This is a genomic window from Castellaniella hirudinis, from assembly GCF_042651965.1.
In the GTDB taxonomy this organism is placed as follows: domain Bacteria; phylum Pseudomonadota; class Gammaproteobacteria; order Burkholderiales; family Burkholderiaceae_B; genus Castellaniella; species Castellaniella hirudinis.
Window position 1 is genome coordinate 342,009 of sequence record NZ_JBHSDY010000010.1, and the last position, 17,613, is coordinate 359,621.

15 protein-coding genes and 1 pseudogene are annotated in these 17,613 nt (G+C 67.9%); 14 read left to right on the top strand and 2 right to left on the bottom strand.

Annotated features, from left to right (window positions below; all coding sequences use genetic code 11):
• The first annotated feature begins 26 nt into the window (after positions 1–26).
• From ACFO0J_RS15280 to ACFO0J_RS15305, 6 genes and pseudogenes are all read left to right on the top strand, one after another.
• On the top strand, positions 27–1,202 hold the full coding sequence (locus ACFO0J_RS15280; RefSeq protein WP_376813939.1) for an ABC transporter substrate-binding protein: 1,176 nt from the start codon (positions 27–29) through the stop codon (positions 1,200–1,202).
• Between the two features lie 86 nt (positions 1,203–1,288).
• Positions 1,289–2,143, top strand: a complete 855-nt coding sequence (locus tag ACFO0J_RS15285; RefSeq protein WP_376813940.1) for a branched-chain amino acid ABC transporter permease — start codon at positions 1,289–1,291, stop codon at positions 2,141–2,143.
• An 8-nt stretch (positions 2,144–2,151) separates the two neighbouring features.
• A complete protein-coding gene (locus tag ACFO0J_RS15290) occupies positions 2,152–3,201 on the top strand; it encodes a branched-chain amino acid ABC transporter permease (RefSeq protein WP_376813941.1) in 1,050 nt (349 codons plus the stop codon).
• Positions 3,198–3,947 carry an ABC transporter ATP-binding protein gene (locus tag ACFO0J_RS15295; protein ID WP_376813942.1) on the top strand — a complete coding sequence of 250 codons (750 nt, stop codon included), beginning with the start codon at positions 3,198–3,200 and terminating at the stop codon, positions 3,945–3,947. Before ACFO0J_RS15290 ends, ACFO0J_RS15295 begins: the two co-directional genes overlap by 4 nt.
• Positions 3,940–4,623 (top strand): annotated as a pseudogene (locus ACFO0J_RS15300) (ABC transporter ATP-binding protein); the annotation flags it as partial. The gene ACFO0J_RS15295 and the pseudogene ACFO0J_RS15300, both read left to right, overlap by 8 nt.
• Before the next feature lie 105 nt (positions 4,624–4,728).
• On the top strand, positions 4,729–5,286 hold the full coding sequence (locus ACFO0J_RS15305) for a hemerythrin domain-containing protein (RefSeq protein WP_376814176.1): 558 nt from the start codon (positions 4,729–4,731) through the stop codon (positions 5,284–5,286).
• A gap of 15 nt (positions 5,287–5,301) precedes the next feature.
• Here the strand turns inward: ACFO0J_RS15305 and ACFO0J_RS15310 are convergent, their stop codons facing one another.
• Positions 5,302–6,195 carry a LysR family transcriptional regulator gene (locus tag ACFO0J_RS15310; protein ID WP_376813943.1) on the bottom strand — a complete coding sequence of 298 codons (894 nt, stop codon included), beginning with the start codon at positions 6,193–6,195 and terminating at the stop codon, positions 5,302–5,304.
• A 159-nt stretch (positions 6,196–6,354) separates the two neighbouring features.
• On the opposite strand from ACFO0J_RS15310, the gene mdlC reads away from it, so the two are divergent.
• The 8 genes from mdlC (at position 6,355) to ACFO0J_RS15350 (ending at position 16,246) form a co-directional block, all read left to right on the top strand.
• On the top strand, positions 6,355–7,974 hold the full coding sequence (gene mdlC / locus ACFO0J_RS15315) for a benzoylformate decarboxylase (RefSeq protein ID WP_376813944.1): 1,620 nt from the start codon (positions 6,355–6,357) through the stop codon (positions 7,972–7,974).
• 54 nt (positions 7,975–8,028) lie between these two features.
• Positions 8,029–9,480 (top strand): aldehyde dehydrogenase, encoded by a 1,452-nt coding sequence (locus tag ACFO0J_RS15320; protein ID WP_376813945.1) that lies wholly within the window; start codon positions 8,029–8,031, stop codon positions 9,478–9,480.
• Between the two features lie 10 nt (positions 9,481–9,490).
• Positions 9,491–10,891, top strand: a complete 1,401-nt coding sequence (locus ACFO0J_RS15325; protein ID WP_376813946.1) for an FAD-binding oxidoreductase — start codon at positions 9,491–9,493, stop codon at positions 10,889–10,891.
• Positions 10,892–10,954: 63 nt separating this feature from the next.
• Positions 10,955–11,509: a TRAP transporter small permease gene (locus ACFO0J_RS15330; protein WP_376813947.1), complete on the top strand. Its 555-nt coding sequence runs from the start codon at positions 10,955–10,957 to the stop codon at positions 11,507–11,509.
• Entirely contained in the window at positions 11,506–12,837 is a 1,332-nt protein-coding gene (locus tag ACFO0J_RS15335) for a TRAP transporter large permease (protein ID WP_376813948.1), read from the top strand. Before ACFO0J_RS15330 ends, ACFO0J_RS15335 begins: the two co-directional genes overlap by 4 nt.
• Positions 12,838–12,929: 92 nt before the next feature.
• Positions 12,930–13,994, top strand: a complete 1,065-nt coding sequence (locus ACFO0J_RS15340; RefSeq protein ID WP_376813949.1) for a TRAP transporter substrate-binding protein — start codon at positions 12,930–12,932, stop codon at positions 13,992–13,994.
• Between the two features lie 6 nt (positions 13,995–14,000).
• A complete protein-coding gene (locus ACFO0J_RS15345) occupies positions 14,001–15,155 on the top strand; it encodes an alpha-hydroxy acid oxidase (RefSeq protein WP_376813950.1) in 1,155 nt (384 codons plus the stop codon).
• A 41-nt stretch (positions 15,156–15,196) separates the two neighbouring features.
• Positions 15,197–16,246, top strand: a complete 1,050-nt coding sequence (locus ACFO0J_RS15350; RefSeq protein ID WP_376813951.1) for a TRAP transporter substrate-binding protein — start codon at positions 15,197–15,199, stop codon at positions 16,244–16,246.
• Positions 16,247–16,386: 140 nt separating this feature from the next.
• Here the strand turns inward: ACFO0J_RS15350 and ACFO0J_RS15355 are convergent, their stop codons facing one another.
• Entirely contained in the window at positions 16,387–17,574 is a 1,188-nt protein-coding gene (locus ACFO0J_RS15355) for a benzoate/H(+) symporter BenE family transporter (RefSeq protein ID WP_376813952.1), read from the bottom strand.
• Between the last annotated feature and the right edge of the window lie 39 nt (positions 17,575–17,613).

A 17,613-nucleotide genomic window follows, 5' to 3' on the forward strand; every position in this document is an offset into this window, starting at 1 on the left:
ACTGATATACCAACAGGAGCGAGACCATGAAACTCAGCAAAACCCTTGGGGTGACCGCCTTGGCCTTCGGCTTGGCAACGGCCTTCGGCGCAGCCCAGGCCGCAGACTTGAAGATCGGCGTCGTGATGCCGATGTCCGGGCCGTTCGCCGCCCACGGCAAGCAGATCAAGCACGGCATCGACCTGTTCCTGGCGGAACACGGCGACACGGTCGCCGGCCGCAAGGTCCAGATCATCATCAAGGACGACACCGGTATTGCGCCGGCGGTGGCCAAGCGCCAGGCGCAAGAGCTGCTGATCAAGGACAAGGTCGACATCCTGGCCGGCTTCACCCTGACGCCCAACGCCTTCTCCGTCGCGCCCCTGGCGACCGAAGCCAAGGTGCCGATGGTGGTGCTGAACGCGGCCACGTCTTCGATCACCGAAAAGTCCCCCAACATCGTCCGTGTGTCCATGACCCTGCCGCAGGTCACCGCGCCGATGGCGCAGTGGGCCTACAAGAACGGCACTCACGAGGTCTACACCCTGGTGTCCGACTACGGTCCCGGGCATGACGCCGAACAGCAGTTCCAGAAGTCCTTCACCGGCCTGGGGGGCAAGATCGTGGGCGAGGTCCGCACCCCCGTCAACACGCCGGACTACGCGCCGTTCCTGCAGCGCGTGAAGGACGCCAAGCCGGGCGCCGTGTTCCTGTTCGTGCCCAACGGCGAACAGGGCGTGGCGCTGGCCAAGGGCTACAAGGAGCGCGGCCTGGATCAGGCCGGGATCAAGGAACTGGCCACGGGCGACGTGACCGACGAGGACGTGCTCGACGCCATGGGCGACGCGGCGATCGGCATGATCACGTCCTTCCACTATTCGGCCGCGCACGATTCGCCGGAAAACAAGGCGTTCGTGGCTGCCTACCACAAGGCCTTCCCCAAGGATCGTCCCAACTTCGTGGCGGTCGCCGGCTATGACGGCATGCACCTGATCTACCAGGCCCTGGAAAAGACCAAGGGCGATGCCGGCGCCGACGCCTTCATGGGGGCCGTCAAGGGCATGAAGTGGACCAGCCCGCGCGGCCCGGTGGAAATCGACCCGGAAACGCGCGACATCATCCAGAACGTCTACATCCGCAAGGTCGAGAAGGTGGACGGCGTGCTGCAGAACGTCGAGTTCGACAAGATCGAGGCCGTCAAGGACCCCGGCAAGCAGAAGTGATCGCCGGCCCGGGCGCCCGTCCGTGAGGACGGGGCCGGGCGCCCGGGCGGTCCGGAACCGGATCCATCCCAGTCCTGGAATCAATCATGACTATTCTCTTTGACGGCATCGCCGCAGGCATGCTGCTGTTTCTGATCAGTGTCGGCCTGTCGGTGACACTGGGCCTGATGAACTTCGTCAACCTGGCCCATGGCGCGTTCGCCATGCTGGGCGGCTACGCGTGCGTGGTGCTGCTCAACGGCTACGGTGTCCCGTTCCTGGCGACGCTGCCGGCGGCCATCATCGTGCCCGCCCTGGCCGGCATCGTGCTGGAGCGCACCTTGTATCGTCGCTTGTACGCGGCGTCCGACCTGGACCAGGTGCTGTTCTCCATCGGCCTGGTGTTCATGTCCGTGGCAGCCGCCCATTATTTCTTTGGTGCGCAGCAACAGCCGCTGCACCTGCCTGAATTCCTGTCCGGTCAGATCCATCTGCCCGGCGTGGACATCGGCGTCTATCGCCTGTTCCTGATCGTCGCCGGCCTGGCGGTGGCCCTGTTGCTGCAATGGTCGGTGATCCGCACGTCCTTCGGCGCACGCCTGCGGGCGGCCGTGGACAACCAGCGCGTCGCGCGCGGCATGGGCATCGACGTCAACCGCGTCTTCAGCCTGACCTTCGCCCTGGGTTCCGCCCTGGCGGGCCTGGGCGGGGCGCTGGGGGTCGAGATGCTGGGGCTGGACCCCGAGTTCCCCGTGAAGTACCTGGTGTACTTCCTCATCGTGGTGTCCGTGGGGGGCAGCGGCAACATTCTCGGTTCGCTGTACGCCGCCATCCTGCTGGGGGTGGCCGACGTGGCCGGCAAATACTATGTGCCGCAGATCGGCGCCTTCATCATCTACGCCGTCATGGTGGCGACGCTGATCTTCCGCCCCCATGGCCTGTTCGGCCGTCCTCATAAATAGGCCCCGCCATGACGACCTCCAATTCGATCGGGACGCCGTCCCATCCGCAGGCCGGCCCGACCGCGCTCGACCGCTATCGTCGCTCGGCCCGCTGGCAGCCGCTGGAATACCTGTTCTGGTGCCTGCCGATCCTGGCGTACTTCGCCTTTCCGGGCAATTACCTGCTGCTCAGCCAGATCGCCATCACCAGCCTGTTCGCGCTGTCGCTGGACCTGATCTTCGGCTACGCAGGGGTGATCTCCCTGGGCCATGCCGCCTTCTTCGGCGTGGGCGCCTACACCGTGGGCCTGCTGGGTTCGAACGGCTACGGGGACCCGCTGCTGGGCCTGCTGCTGGCGGCCGTGGTCGCCGCCGTGCTGGGCTTTCTCAGCAGCTTCCTGCTGCTGCGCGGCAGCGACCTGTCGCGCCTGATGGTGACGCTGGGCGTGGCCCTGATGCTCTATGAACTGGCCAACAAATTCACCAGCATCACCGGCGGGGTGGACGGCATGCCGGGGGTCGAGGTCAAGCCGATCCTGGGCATGTTCGATTTCGACATGTTCGGCCGTGTCGGCTACATCTATTCGGTCATCGTGCTGTTCGTGATGTTCTGGTTTGCCCGCCGCCTGGTGCATTCGCCCTTCGGCCAGAGCCTGCGCGGCATCCGCATGAACACGCTGCGCATGCCGGCGCTGGGCGTGCCCGTGAACCGCCGCCTGATCACGGTCTACACCATCGGCGCGGGCTATGCCGGCGTGGCGGGCGCCTTGCTGGCGCAGACGAACTCCTTCGTCTCGCTGGACGTGCTCAGCTTCCAGCGTTCGGCCGACCTGCTGCTGATCCTGATTCTGGGCGGGGCGGGGCATCTGTACGGCGGCCTGCTGGGCGCCATCGTCTTCGTGATCGCCAATTACCTGCTGTCCGACATGAATCCCCAATACTGGCAGTTCTGGCTGGGCCTGATCCTGGTGCTGGTGGTGCTGTTCGCCCGGGGCGGCATCCTGGGGACGGCCCAGCAATGGATCGCATCTTCCCGCCAACGCGCCGCTGCGCGCGCCCGCACGGAGTCCCCTTCATGAGTCCCGTCCTGCAGACCCACGGCCTGGTGCGCCGTTTCGGCGGCTTCGTCGCCACCGACCACGTCGATCTGTCGATCGCGCCCGGCGCGCGCCATGCCCTGATCGGCCCCAACGGGGCCGGCAAGACCACGCTGATCAATCTCCTGACCGGCTATCTGGAACCCAGCGAAGGCCGTGTCGAGCTGATGGGCCGCGACGTGACGCGCATGCCGCAGCATGATCGCGCCCGCCAGGGGCTGGTGCGTACGTTCCAGATCAACCAGTTGTTCATGGACATGACGGTGCTCGAATCCGTCGCGCTGGCCGTCAGCGAACGCAACGGGCTGGGCACGCACTGGTGGAAACCGCTGTCCGCCCACGGCGAAATCATCGACGAGGCGGCCGGGATCCTGGATCGCCTGAAGCTGCTGGCCGACGCGCACGAGACCACGCGCAATCTGGCCTATGGCCGCCAGCGCCTGATCGAGATCGCCCTGGCGCTGGCGCTGCAGCCCAAGGTCCTGCTGCTGGACGAACCGGCGGCCGGCGTGCCGACCGGCGAAAGCCAGGAGCTGTTCGAGACCATCGCCCAGTTGCCGCGCGACGTCACCATTCTGCTGATCGAGCACGACATGAATCTGGTTTTCCGTTTTGCCGAACGCATCTCCGTCCTGGTGTCGGGCGCGCTGCTGATCGAGGACACCCCCGAGGTGATCGCGCACCACCCGCGCGTCAAGGAAGTCTACCTGGGAGAAGCCCATGTCTGAACTCTTGCGCCTGGAAAACGTCTGGGCGGGCTACGGCGACGCCGTCGTCCTGGAAGACTTGTCCCTGTCCCTGGCGGCCGGCGAGAGCCTGGCGCTGCTGGGGCGCAACGGCATGGGCAAGACGACGCTGCTGGCGACCCTGATGGGCGTCACCCGGATGCGGCGCGGCCGCATCGTCTTTCAGGGCGAGGACATCGCCCACGTGCCCAGCCACCGCCGCGCCCAGGCCGGCCTGGGCTGGGTGCCGCAGGAACGCGACATCTTCCGTTCCCTGACCGTCGAAGAAAACCTGACCGTAGTCGCCCGGCCGGGCGAGTGGACCCTGGAGCGGGTCTACGCCCTGTTCCCCCGGCTGGAGGAGCGCCGTTCGAACCTGGGCAGCCAGTTGTCGGGCGGTGAGCAGCAGATGCTGGCCATGGGGCGGGCGCTGATGCTCAACCCCAAGGTCCTGCTGCTGGACGAACCGCTGGAAGGCCTGGCGCCGCTGATCGCCCAGGAACTGCTGCACATCATCGACCGCATGGTCTCCGAAGGCCGCATGGCCGTCATCCTGGTGGAGCAGCACGCCCGCCAGATCCTGCCGATCACGCGCCAGGCCCTGGTGCTGGAACGCGGCCGGGTCGTCTATTCGGGCAGCAGCGCCGAACTGCTGCGCGACGGCGATGCGCTGGACCGCTGGCTGGGCGCCGGCGCAACGGACGGCGGCGGCAAGAGCGGGGCGGGCGCCGAGGCCGCCGCACCCTCCGGGGCGCCGGCCGAGCGCATCCCCGCCATCGAGGCCATCCAGGAAGAGCACCGGGCGCTGGCGGCCATCCTCAACGGTCTGTCGAGCATCGTGCAGGACATCGAGGACGGCAAGCTGGAACCGGACTACACCTTGCTGGCCAGCATGATCGAGTACATCGCCGAGATGCCCGACAAGCTGCACCATCCGAAGGAAGACCAGATCTTCGCCCTGTTGCGGACCAAGACGCAGGAACAGGACGAACACCTGGATCAGCTCGAGGCCCAGCACCGGGACACGAATCACGCCACCAGCCTGCTCGACCGCGCCCTGGTCAGCTACATGCAGGGCGGGGCGGCGAATTTCCCCGGCTTCAGGGACGCCGTGCGGACGTATATCGCCGACGAGTGGGTGCACCTGAACACCGAGGAGCGCCACATCCTGCCGGCGGCGCGCCGCCTCTTCAGCGCGGACGAATGGGAGAAGATCAACGCCGACTTCGTGCGCAACGGCGACCCCTGGTCCGGGCCGGGCAACCGCTACGCCGATCTGTTCCGGCGCATCACCAGCCTGGCGCCGGCTCCCATCGGCGTGGGCGGGGGCGCGTCGCACTGAGCGGCAGGGGCGGAATCAGGTTTCCTGGTAAAGCTCCAGCGCCAGGCCGCGCAGCCAGCGGTTGGCCGGGTCCTTGTCGTAGCGGTGGCTCCAGTGGATGCCCACGTCGAATTCGCGCCGCGGCAGATCGGCCTCGATGATGGCGTAGCGACCGCGGGGCTCGAAAGACAGGGCGATGTTGCGCGGGATGATGACGGCCAGATCCGTGGCCTCGATCAGGGCCGGCAGCGCCATGAAGTGCTCGGTGGTCACCTGGACGCGGCCGGCCGCGTCCAGGGCCTCCAGCGCCGTGCGCGTATACGCGTGCGTGCGCACGGTGATGAAATCCAGCGTGTGCACGGCGTCCAGCGTGCGCAGCCGCGCGCCATGCCGCTGGGCGAACGGATGCCCCTTGCGCATCAGGATGATGTAGCGGTCCTGGAACAGGATCGCCGAACGCATGGATTTCAGGCCGGGCAGAAACCCGAAGGCCAGGTCCACCCGGCCCTGGTCCATGGCGGATCCCAGGTCGTCCAGAGGCACCCGCATGGTTTCGATGCGGGTATGCGGCGCGCGCAGCCGCGCCGTGGTGATCAGGCGGGGCAGGAACTGGTCCTCGCCGATGTCCGTCATGTGCAGCCGGAAGACCCGTTCCGCCTGGGCGGGGTTGAACCCGGCCGAGTCCTGCACGGCGCTTTCCAGCGCGTGCAAGGCCTCGTGGATGGCCGGCGCCATGCGCTGGGCGCGGGCGGTGGGCACCACGCCGCCGGCGGCGCGCACGAACAGCGGATCCCCCACCAGATTGCGCAGGCGGGTCAGGCCCTGGCTGACGGCGGGCTGGGTCAGGTCCAGTGCGGTCGCCGCGCGGCTGACGTTGCGGGCCGTGTAGATCGCGTCGAACACGCGCAGCAGGTTCAGGTCCAGTTTCATATTATCAATTTGGCGAATAAAAAATATTAAACATATTTTATTGATTTATATTTTGCCGGATTCCATCATGTCTCGAAAGACACGATGTGAAGCAAAAACCGCGAGTCGGCGGCGCGCTTCCCGATCAAGACAGGCTTCGACAGGGGCCCGGAGACAGACATGATGAAAGACGTGGTGCGTGAGCAGGCGCAGGAACAGACTCAGGCGGGCCTGGTGACGGTACGCCGGGCCGTGACGGATCTGCTGCGCCAGTTCGGCATGACGACGATGTTCGGCAATCCGGGCTCGACCGAGCTGGGGCTGTTCCTGGATTTCCCCGAGGACTTCCACTACGTCCTGGGCCTGCAGGAGTCCGTCGCGGTCGGCATGGCCGACGGCTACGCCCAGGCGACCCGCAACGCCGCCTTCGTCAATCTGCACTCGGCGGTCGGCGTGGGACACGCCATGGGGGCGATCTTCACGGCCCACAAGAACCGGACGCCGCTGGTGATCACGGCGGGGCAGCAGTCGCGCGCCATCCTGCCGTTCGATCCTTTCCTGTTTTCCAGCCAGGCCACGGAACTGCCCAAGCCCTACGTCAAATGGAGCATCGAGCCGGCGCGCGCCGAAGACGTGCCGCTGGCGATCGCCCGGGCGTATTACATGGCCATGCAGCCGCCGTGCGGTCCGGTGCTGGTGTCGGTGCCCGCCGATGACTGGGGGCGCTTGTGCGAACCCGTCCAGGCGCGCCGGGTCAGCCGCTCGATCCGTCCCGACGCGGCGATGCTGGACCGCATCGGCCGGCGGCTGGACGCGGCGCAGCGCCCGGCCCTGGTGCTGGGGGCGGCCGTGGACCGGGACGAGGCCTGGGACGAGGTCGTGGCGCTGGCCGAACGCCATCGCGCGGCGGTCTGGACGGCGCCCATGTCGGGACGCAACGGCTTCCCCGAAGACCACCCTTTGTTCGCCGGTTTCCTGCCCGCCGCGCGCGAGCGCATCGTCGGCCTGCTGTCGGGCCATGACTTCATCCTGGCTTTGGGCGCGGCGGCCTTCGCCTATCACATCGAGGGCGAAGGCCCCCACATTCCGCCCGGCAGCGAACTGGCCCAGATCGTCGATGATCCCAATACGCTGGCCTGGGCGCCGGCCGGGACGGCGGCGCTGGGCAGCGTGCGCGCGGCCGTCCGAGATCTGCTGCAGCGGCCCGAGCCTCCCCGGCGCGACGATCCGCCGCGCCGCGCGCCTGCGCCCCGGGCCGAACCGACGCCGCTGATGTCCGTCGCCTATGTGTTGCAGACGCTGGCCGAGACGCGTGCGCCGGACTCGATCATCGTCGAGGAGGCGCCCAGCGCCCGCCCGGTGATGCAGCGCTATCTGCCGATCCTGCAGTCCGAGACCTTCTACACCATGTGCAGCGGCGGCCTGGGCTTCGGCCTGCCGGCCGCCGTCGGCGTGGCGCTGGGCAAGCCGGAGCGCAAGATCATCGGCCTGATCGGCGACGGCTCCAGCCTGTATTCGATCCAGGGGCTGTGGAGCGCCGCGCAGTTGAAGCTGCCGATCACCTTCCTGATCCTGAAGAATCGCAGTTATGCCGCCCTGCGCGAATTCGCGCCGGTCTACGGTTTCACACCCGCCGACCCGCTGCATGGCGTCGATCTGCCCGACATCGATTTCGTCTCCGTGGCCCGGGGCATGGGGTGCGGCGCCGCGCGGGTCTCCGACCCGGGCGCGCTGGCAGGCGCGCTGCGCGAGGCCCTGGACGTCTCTGCGCCGTTCCTGCTTGAAATCGACGTGGCCTGAATCGGTGCGGCTCCGCGCCGCGCCTCCCTTTCCATCTCCATCGAGGAGGACATCATGAGCACGATTTCCCTGTTGATCGGCGGCGAGCACCGCCAGGCTGCGGACGGCAAGACCTTCCAGCGCCGCAATCCGCTCGACGGCCAGGTCGCCACCACGGCGCCGGCCGCCACGCCTGAGGACGCCCGCGCCGCCGTGCAGGCGGCCGCCGATGCCTTTGGCGCGTGGTCGCAGACCGGCCCCGGCGAACGGCGCGCGCTGCTGAACCGCGCCGCCGACGCCCTGGAGGCCCGCGCCGACGATTTCGTCGCGGCCATGGCGGCCGAGACGGGCGCCTCCGCCCTGTGGGCCGGGTTCAATGTGCATCTGGCGGGCGGCATGCTGCGCGAAGCGGCCGCGCTGACCACGCAGATCGGCGGCGAGGTGATCCCGTCCGACGTGCCGGGGAATCTGGCCATGGGACTGCGCGCGCCGGCCGGCGTGGTGGTCGGCATGGCGCCGTGGAACGCGCCCGTCATCCTGGGCGTGCGCGCCGTCGCCACGCCGCTGGCCTGCGGCAATACCGTGGTGTTGAAGGGCTCGGAACTGTGCCCGGCCACGCACGGCCTGATCATCGAGGCCTTGCAAGCCGCCGGCCTGCCGGCCGGGGTGGTCAATTTCGTGACCAATGCGCCCGAGGACGCCGCGGCCGTCGTCGAGGCGCTGGTGGCGCATCCGGCGACCCGGCGCGTGAACTTCACCGGCTCGACCCGGGTCGGACGGATCATCGCGGAACTGTGCGCCCGGCATCTCAAGCCGGCGGTGCTGGAACTGGGCGGCAAGGCGCCGCTGGTGGTGCTGGACGATGCCGACCTGGATTGCGCGGTCAACGCGGCGGCCTTCGGCGCCTTCGCCAATTCGGGCCAGATCTGCATGTCCACCGAACGCATCATCGTCGATGAGCGCATTGCCGACGCCTTCGTCCAGCGCCTGGCGGACAAGGCCAGCGCGCTGCCGGTGGGCGATCCGCGCCAGGGGCCGGTGGTTCTGGGGTCGCTGGTGGACATGTCGGCCGTGCGGCGTTGCAACGACATGATCGACGACGCGCTCGCCAAGGGCGCGAAGCTGCTGTGCGGCGGCAAATCCGACGACACGCTGATGGCCGCGGCCCTGCTGGACCATGTGACGCCGGACATGCGCATCTACGCCGAAGAAACCTTCGGTCCGGTCAAGGCCATCGTGCGCGTGGCGGGCGAGGATGCGGCCGTGGCCTGCGCCAACGACAGCGCCTATGGCCTGTCCTCGGCCGTGATCGGCGCGGACGTCGCCCGCGCGCTGCGCGTCGCCGGCCGTCTCCAGGCCGGGATCTGCCACATCAACAGCGCCACGGTCGATGACGAGCCGCAGATGCCGTTCGGCGGCGTCAAGGACAGCGGGTACGGCCGTTTCGGCGGCAAGGCCGGCATCGAGGCCTTCACCGAGATCCGCTGGGTCACGGTCCAGACCTCGCCCCGCGCCTATCCTTTCTGAGGCCTGCACCATGACGAATGAGGTCATCGAAGTCCTGCGCGCAGCCGTCGGCGCGCACCACTGCCTGACGGGAGGGGCGATCGAGGATCGCTTCCTGCACGACTGGATGGTCAAGACGCCCCAGGGCCGGCCGCTGGCCGTGGTGCGGCCCGCAGACACCGCCCAGGTGTCCGCCGTGCTGTGCGCCTGCCATGCCGCGCGCGTGCCGGTCGTGCCCCAGGGCGGACGCACCGGCCTGGCGGGCGGCGCGGTGCCGGTGCAGGATTGCGTCGTGCTGTGCCTGGAACGGCTGGAGGCCATCGAGGAAATCGATCCGGCGGCGGCCACCATGACCGTCGGCGCCGGCACGCCGCTGGAAACCATCCAGCACGCGGCGCAGGGCGCCGGCTTTCTGTTTCCCCTGGACCTGGGCGCCCGCGGCTCGTGCCGCATCGGCGGCAATCTGTCGACCAACGCCGGCGGCAACCGGGTGCTGCGCTATGGCATGGCGCGGGATCTGGTGCTGGGCCTGGAGGCCGTGCTGATGGATGGCACCGTGCTGACCGGGATGAACAAGATGCTGAAGAACAATACCGGCTACGACCTCAAGCAGTTGTTCATCGGCAGCGAGGGGACGCTGGGCGTGATCACGCGGGTCGTGCTGCGCCTGTTTCCCCAGCCGCGCAGCCGCTGCACCGCGCTGTGCGCGCTGGAGGACTACGACGCCGTCGTGCGGCTGCTGAATCATGCCCGTTCCGGCCTGGGGCCCAATCTGTCGGCCTTCGAGCTGATGTGGCCCGATTTCTACCAGTTGGTGACCTCGTCGCTGCCTGCCTTGCCCACGCCGATGCCGCACGGCCATGGCGCGTACGTGCTGCTGGAATCGATGGGCACCGACCAGCAGGCCGACCAGGCCCGTTTCGAGGCGGTGCTGGGCGAAGCCCTGATGTCCGACATCGTCCAGAACGCCGTCATCGCCCAGTCCGAGGCGCACATGGCCTCCTTGTGGTCGATCCGCGATGCATCCGGCGAACTGCAGCGGATTTTCTGGCCGCACGCGGGCTACGACGTCAGCATTCCGACGGGTGAGCTGGGCGCCTTCATCCAGGCCTGCACGCACGCCGTGAAAAAGCGCTGGCCCGGGGCGCAGACCGTGTTCTTCGGCCACGTGGGCGACTCCAACATCCATATCGGCGTCAAAGTCGACCAGGACCCGTTCCCCGAGCCCGCCATCGACCAGATCGTCTATGGCCTGGTGCGCGACTGGGGTGGATCCGTGTCGGCCGAGCATGGCATCGGCGTGCTCAAGCGGCCCTATCTGGGCTTCAGCCGCAGCAAGGCCGAGCTGGCCGCGATGCGGGCGCTGAAGGCGGCCCTGGATCCGCTGGGCCTGCTCAACCCGGGCAAGGTGCTGCCGGAACCAGAAACCTGATGCGTTTCCGACCGGCGCATTGAGGCGGGATCGATCACACAACAAGACAGATCAGGAGACAACATGCAGACGCACACAGCATCCGAGGCGGCGCCGCCCGGCCCCCACGCACATCGGTTCGGACCCTTCGGCCGGGCCCTGCATGCCGCGTCCAAGGCGCTGGCTGCGCTGGGCGGGCTGGCCTTTGTCGTGCTGGTCGCCATGTCATTGATTTCCATCGTCGGGCGCAAGCTCGTCGCCATGCCGGTGCCGGGCGACATGGAGGTGTTGATGATGGTGTCGGCGGCGGCCTCGGCGGCGTTCTTCGCCTATTGCCACCTGGAAGGCGGGGACGTCAAGGTGGACTTCTTCACCGCGCATGCCCGGCCGGGCATCGTCCATGGACTGGATGCGCTCGGTTCCCTGCTGGTGGGGCTGTTCGGCGCGCTGATCGCCTGGCGCACCGGCGTGGGCGCGGCCGCCTTGCACGAGGCGGGTGAAACGTCGGCCATCCTGGGCTGGCCGGTGTGGCTCGCCCAGGCGGCCATGGTGCCCGGCTTCGTCCTGATGGCGGCGGCCGGTTTCTATATGTGCGGTCTGCACCTGCGGGCCGCCCTGGGTCGGGAGCATCAGCCATGAGCGGCATGACGGTTGGTTTCATCATGTTTGCGGCGCTGCTCGCCCTGATGGTGGTCCGCATCCCCATCGGCATTTCGATGTTCATCGCCGGCGCCGGGGGCTACGTCTATCTGACGGGCAGCGAAGTGCCGCTGATGGCGTCCCTGAAGAACCTGGCGTATGCCCGCCTGTCCAACTACGACCTGGTGGTGATCCCCCTGTTCCTGCTGATGGGGCAGTTCGCGACGCACGGCGGGCTGAGCCGCAGCCTGTTCCGTTTCGTCAGCGCCTTCATCGGCCACCGCAAGGGCGGGGTGGCGATGGCCGCCGTGGGCGCCTGCGCCGGCTTCGGCGCCATCTGCGGATCGTCGCTGGCGACCGCCGCCACCATGGGGCAGGTGGTGCTGCCGGAATTGCGCCGCTACGGCTACGCCGGCAGCCTGGCCACCGGCACCCTGGCCGCGGGCGGGACGCTGGGCATCATGATCCCGCCGTCCGTGCCGCTCATCATCTACGCCATCCTGACCCAGGAATCCATCGGCAAGCTGTTCATGGCGGCGGTCATCCCCGGCCTGCTGGCCATGATCGGCTACATGATCGTCATCCAGATCATCGTGCGCCGCCGTCCGGAGATGGGGCCCGCCGGTGCGCGGATCGCGTGGCCGGAGCGCATCCGGGCGCTGATCCAGGTCGGGCCTGTGCTGGCGGTGTTCGTCATCGTCATCGTCGGCATCTACGCGGGCTGGGCCACGCCCACCGAGGCCGCCGCCATCGGCGCGGCCGCCTGCGGCGTGATCGCCGTGGCCTCGGGCGGCCTGCGCTGGAAGGGGCTGCTGGAAAGCGCCCTGGGCACGGCCCAGGCGACGGCGATGATCTATCTGGTGCTGCTGGGCGCCGACATGTTGAACGTGTCCCTGGCCCTGTCGCAACTGCCGGCCGAGCTGGCGTCCTGGGTGCAGGGCAGCGGCCTGTCGCCGTTCCTGGTGATCGTCGCCATCCTGCTGGTCTACATCTTCCTGGGCTGCGTCATGGATTCCCTGGCCATGATCCTGCTGACCATCCCCATCTTCTATCCGATGGTGATGGGGCTGGATTTCTACGGCATGAGCCACGATGACAAGTCGATCTGGTTCGGCATCCTGGCGCTGATGGTGGTGGAAATCGGTCTGGTCCACCCGCCGGTCGGCATGAACGTCTACATCATCAACCGCCTGGCGAAGGACGTTCCCCTGACGGAAACCTTCAAGGGCGTGCTGCCTTTCCTGGCGTCGGATTTCATCCGGATCGCGGCGCTGGTGCTGTTCCCCAGTCTGGCGCTGGTCCTGGTCCGGACATTCGGGGCGTTGTAAAGAGGTTTTGTTGTCGCAGTGTGATGCACCACCTACAACCATCAGTCAAAAAAGGCGATCCACGCCTATTCACGATCCATGAGGAGACAAGCATGACGCAGCATTCCAAGACATTGTTTCGCGCGGGCAAAGTCCTGGCCGCACTGGCCCTGGGACTGACGGCCGCCGCGGCGGCCCGGGCGGACGACAAAGTCATCCTGAAGGTCGCCCACTTCCTGCCCGCGACCTCCAGCGCCCAGATCAATCTGATCCAGCCCTGGTGCGACAAGATCGCGCAGGAATCGAACCAGCGCATGACCTGCCAGATCTATCCGGCCATGCAGTTGGGCGGCACGCCGGCCCAGTTGTTCGACCAGGCCAAGGACGGCGTGGCCGACATCATCTGGACCGTGCCGACCTATGCCGCGGGCCGCTTCGTCAAGAGCGAGGTCTTCGAGCTGCCCTGGATCGCGGTCAAGGCCGAAGCCGGCAGCCAGGCGCTGTGGGAATACGTCAACAAGTTCGCCCTGGACGAATTCAAGGGCGTGCACCCGATCTTCATGCACCTGCACGACGGCGCGCTCTTCCATTTTTCCAACAAGCAGCCCAAGACGCTGGAAGACCTGAAGGGGCTGAAGATCCGCGCCGCAACCCGCTCCAACGCCCGCACCATCGAGGCTCTGGGGGCCGTGCCGGTGCAGATGCCGCTGCCTGCCGTGCCCGAGGCCCTGAGCAAGGGCGTGGTGGACGGCGTGACCGTGCCCTGGGAAAGCGCCCCGGCCATCAAGCTGGCGGAAATCGCCAACTACCACTTCGACGTGCCCGAGGGCGCCCCCCGGCTGTCGAACACGATCTTCCTGTTCGGCATGAACCAGGCGCGCTACGACAGCCTGCCGGCCGACCTGAAGAAAGTCATCGACGACAACAGCGGCTTGAAGGCCTCGGCCTGGGCCGGCCGGGTCGGCTTCGACGAGGTCATCCCCAAGTTCAAGGCGCAGGCCAAGGCGGCCGGGAATCAGTTCTACGACATGCCGGACGCGGAGTACCAGCGCTTCGTCGAGGCCACGCGCGGCGTCAGCCAGGAGTGGATCAAGTCGGTCGACGCCAAGGGCGGCAAGGGCGCCGAGTTGCTGGCCGTGGCCCGCAATATGGTCAAGAGCCATGCGGCCGGGCATTGATCGGGGATGACATTGCGCCTGAACAGCGCCGACTGGCGCGCGGCGGCCCGCGCGGCCTTGCCCCGTTTCGTCTTCGATTACCTGGACGGGGCCGCCGACGACGCGCTGTGCCTGCGGCGCAACCGCGACGATCTGGACCGCGTCATCCTGACGCCGCGCGTGTTGCGCGACGTGTCGCGGCTTGAGACGGGTGTCGAGGTCTTCGGCCGCCGCTGGGCGCAGCCGTTCGGCATTGCGCCCATGGGGCTCAACGGCCTGTCGTGGCCCGGGGGCGACACTGTGCTGGCGCAGGCCGCGGCGGCCCACGGGCTGCCGTTCGCCCTGTCCACGGCCTCCAACGCCCGGCTCGAAGACCTGCGGGCGCAGGCCCCGTCGGGCATTCATTGGATGCAGTTGTACGTCATGCATCGCGGCCTGGCCGAGGGCATCGTCGAACGCGCGGCCCGGGCGGGCTACGAAGCCCTGGTGCTGACGGTCGACGTGCCGGTCGGCGGCAATCGTGAGCTGGACATCCGCCACGGGTTCCGGGTGCCGTTCAAGCCCGGCGCCCGATTCCTGTGCGACGTGATGCGCCATCCGCGCTGGGCGGTGCGCATGGCGCGGGCCGGCCGGTTCGATTTCGGCAACCTGCGGGCCGAGGACGCCCCCGGCGCCGATTCCGCCGGCCTGCAGGCGGCCCTGCTGACCCGGGCCATGGATCGCAGCCTGACCTGGGACAGTTTGTCCTGGCTGCGGCAACTCTGGAAGGGGCCTTTGCTGCTCAAGGGCGTGCTGCATCCGGACGATGCGCGCCGCGCGCTGGATCACGGGGCGGACGGCCTGATCGTGTCCAATCACGGCGGGCGTCAGAGCGACGCGTCGCCGTCTGCGATCGCAGCCTTGCCGGGCGTCGTCCAGGCCGTGGGCGGGCGCGTGCCGGTCTTGATGGACAGCGGCATCCGGCGCGGCAATGACGTGATTCGCGCCCTGGCCCTGGGCGCGCGGGCCGTGCTGCTGGGGCGGCCGCTGTTATATGGCCTGGCCGGCGCCGGCGCGGCCGGCGTGGAGTCTGTTCTGAGCCAGTTCGAGGCCGAGCTGCAACGCGGCATGGCCTTGCTGGGGCTCGAAAATCTTGACGACGTGCCCGGCTCGGGGCTCGTCAACGGCCCGGATCTTTCCTGATGCGGACCTTCGTGCATTTCACCACCCAAAGGAGACATACGATGAAAACACGCACATCCGCGCTGCGCCTGCTGGCGGGCGCCGTGGCCGGTCTGGCGCTGTCGGCGGCGGCGCATGGAGAGCAGGTCGTCCTGAAGGTCGCCCATTTCCTGCCCGCCACCTCCAACGCCCAGATCAACATGATCCAGCCCTGGTGCGACAAGATCGCGCAGGAATCGAACCAGCGCATGGTCTGCCAGATTTATCCGGCCATGCAATTGGGCGGCACGCCGGCCCAGTTGTTCGACCAGGCCAAGGACGGCGTGGCCGACATCGTCTGGACGCTGCAGACGTATTCGGCGGGCCGCTTCACCAAGAGCGCCGTGTACGAGCTGCCCTGGCTGGTCCCGAACGCCGAGGCCGGCAGCAAGGCCCTGTGGGCCTTCACGCAGAAATACGCCCTGGACGAATACAAGGGGGTGCATCCGATCTTCATGCACATGCACGGCGGCACCCTGATCCACTTCGTCAACAAGCAGCCCAAGACCCTGGCGGACATGAAGGGCCTGAAGATCCGTTCGGCCAATCGCGTCAATTCCCAGATGCTGGAGGCCATCGGCGCCGTGCCGGTGCAGATGCCGCTGCCCGCCGTGCCCGATTCACTGGCCAAGGGCGTGGTGGACGGCGCCGCCGTGCCCTGGGAGGGGGTGCCGGCCATCAAGCTCGACGAAATCTCGCGCTATCACCTGGACGTGCCCCAGGGCAAGCCGCGCATGGGCAATTCGATCTTTCTGTTCGGCATGAACCAGGCGCGCTACGACGGTCTGCCGGCCGACCTGAAGAAGATCATCGACGACAACAGCGGCCTCGAGGTGTCCGCCTGGGCCGGGCGCACGGTCTTCGACGAGCGGGAAGCCGAGTTCATGAAGACGTCCAAGGAGAACGGCAGCGTGTTCTATGACATGGACGATGCCGAATACCAGCGCTGGGTGGAGGCGACCCAGGGCGTGCGCGACTTGTGGATCCAGGCGGTCGACAAGAAGGGCGGCCATGGCGCCGATCTGTACACGGCGGCGCGCAACCTGGTCAAGGAATACGCGGCGCAGCATTGAAGACGGGACGAGGCTTGCGCCCACCTCGCGGCCTGCATGCCGCTCGGATTCGACAGACATGCTGTCCACCTCGCGGCCTGTATGCCGCTCGGATTCGATCGGCATGGGATCGTCCGCAGGGGACGATCCCATGTCCGATCTCATCCCCGCCGCTGCAGCATCAGGTGGCAGACGCCGCCCAGCACCAGGCCCCAGAACGCGCTGCCGATGCCCAGCAGGCTCATGCCCGAGGCCGTCACCAGAAAAGTCACCAGGGCGGCGTCGCGGTGCTCGGGCGCCTGCAGCGAGTCGTGGATGCTGCTGCTGAGCGTGCCCAGCAGGGCCAGCCCGGCGATGGCGGCCACCAGTTCGTGCGGAAAGGCGGCGAACAGCGCCACGACCGTGGCGCCGAAAATCCCCGTGAGCAGATAGAAGATCCCCGCCCAGACCGAGGCCTTGTAGCGTTGCGTGGCGTCCGGATCGGCGTCCGGGCTCATGCAGATGGCGGCCGTGATGGCGGCCAGATTGAAGGCGTAGCCGCCGAAGGGCGCGAGCAGGATGCCCGTCACCCCGGTCCAGGAGATCAGCGGTGAGGCGGGCACCCGCGCGTAGCCGTTGGCGCGCAGCACGGCCAGGCCCGGCACGTTCTGCGAGGTCATGGTGACGATGAACAGCGGCAGGGCCACGCCCACAAAGGTCGAGAGCGAGAATTCGGGCGCCATCCAGATCGGCCTGGCGGGCGTCCAGTCGAGTCCGGACAGGGACAGGCCGCCTTGCAGCGCGGCGCAGACGATCCCGGCGGCCAGGGCCAGGGGGACGGCGTAGCGGGGCAGGGCGCGCCGGGCCAGCAGGAAGGCGATCAGCATCACGCCCACCAGCAGCGGGCGGCCCTGCATGGAGACGAACAGATCCATGCCGAATCGCAGCAGAATCCCGGCCAGCATCGCCGAGGCCAGGTGCCGGGGCACCCAGTCCATGATTTTCTGGAACCAGCCGGTGATGCCGCAGAGGGTGATCAGGGCCGAGCAGGCCAGAAAGGCGCCGATGGATTGCGCCAGCCCGATGTCGCCCAGGCTGGTCGCCAGCAGGGCTGCGCCGGGGGTGGACCAGGCCGTCAGCACGGGGGCCCGCCAGGCCAGCGCCAGGCCGATGCAGGTGACGCCCATGCCGATGCCCAGGGCCCACATCCACGAGGCCAGTTGGTCGCCGTGCGCGCCGGCGGCGCCGGCCGCCTGGAACACGATGGCGACGGAACTGGTGTAGCCGACCAGCACGGCGATGAAACCGGCCGAGATGTGGGAGATCCGCAGCCAGCCCGCGAGGCCTCCGGCTGTCGTCTGTGCGGTCATGCTGCTTCCTTAACGCGACTTGGGAGGCCTATTTTAGGG

Bases quoted from the DNA above. Each gene is read 5' to 3' on its own strand.
- ACFO0J_RS15280 (WP_376813939.1), top strand. From the start codon at position 27: ATGAAACTCAGCAAAACCCTTGGGGTGACCGCCTTGGCCTTCGGCTTG.
- ACFO0J_RS15285 (WP_376813940.1), top strand. From the start codon at position 1,289: ATGACTATTCTCTTTGACGGCATCGCCGCAGGCATGCTGCTGTTTCTG.
- ACFO0J_RS15290 (WP_376813941.1), top strand. From the start codon at position 2,152: ATGACGACCTCCAATTCGATCGGGACGCCGTCCCATCCGCAGGCCGGC.
- ACFO0J_RS15295 (WP_376813942.1), top strand. From the start codon at position 3,198: ATGAGTCCCGTCCTGCAGACCCACGGCCTGGTGCGCCGTTTCGGCGGC.
- ACFO0J_RS15310 (WP_376813943.1), bottom strand. From the start codon at position 6,195: ATGAAACTGGACCTGAACCTGCTGCGCGTGTTCGACGCGATCTACACG.
- mdlC (WP_376813944.1), top strand. From the start codon at position 6,355: ATGATGAAAGACGTGGTGCGTGAGCAGGCGCAGGAACAGACTCAGGCG.
- ACFO0J_RS15320 (WP_376813945.1), top strand. From the start codon at position 8,029: ATGAGCACGATTTCCCTGTTGATCGGCGGCGAGCACCGCCAGGCTGCG.
- ACFO0J_RS15325 (WP_376813946.1), top strand. From the start codon at position 9,491: ATGACGAATGAGGTCATCGAAGTCCTGCGCGCAGCCGTCGGCGCGCAC.
- ACFO0J_RS15330 (WP_376813947.1), top strand. From the start codon at position 10,955: ATGCAGACGCACACAGCATCCGAGGCGGCGCCGCCCGGCCCCCACGCA.
- ACFO0J_RS15335 (WP_376813948.1), top strand. From the start codon at position 11,506: ATGAGCGGCATGACGGTTGGTTTCATCATGTTTGCGGCGCTGCTCGCC.
- ACFO0J_RS15340 (WP_376813949.1), top strand. From the start codon at position 12,930: ATGACGCAGCATTCCAAGACATTGTTTCGCGCGGGCAAAGTCCTGGCC.
- ACFO0J_RS15345 (WP_376813950.1), top strand. From the start codon at position 14,001: ATGACATTGCGCCTGAACAGCGCCGACTGGCGCGCGGCGGCCCGCGCG.
- ACFO0J_RS15350 (WP_376813951.1), top strand. From the start codon at position 15,197: ATGAAAACACGCACATCCGCGCTGCGCCTGCTGGCGGGCGCCGTGGCC.
- ACFO0J_RS15355 (WP_376813952.1), bottom strand. From the start codon at position 17,574: ATGACCGCACAGACGACAGCCGGAGGCCTCGCGGGCTGGCTGCGGATC.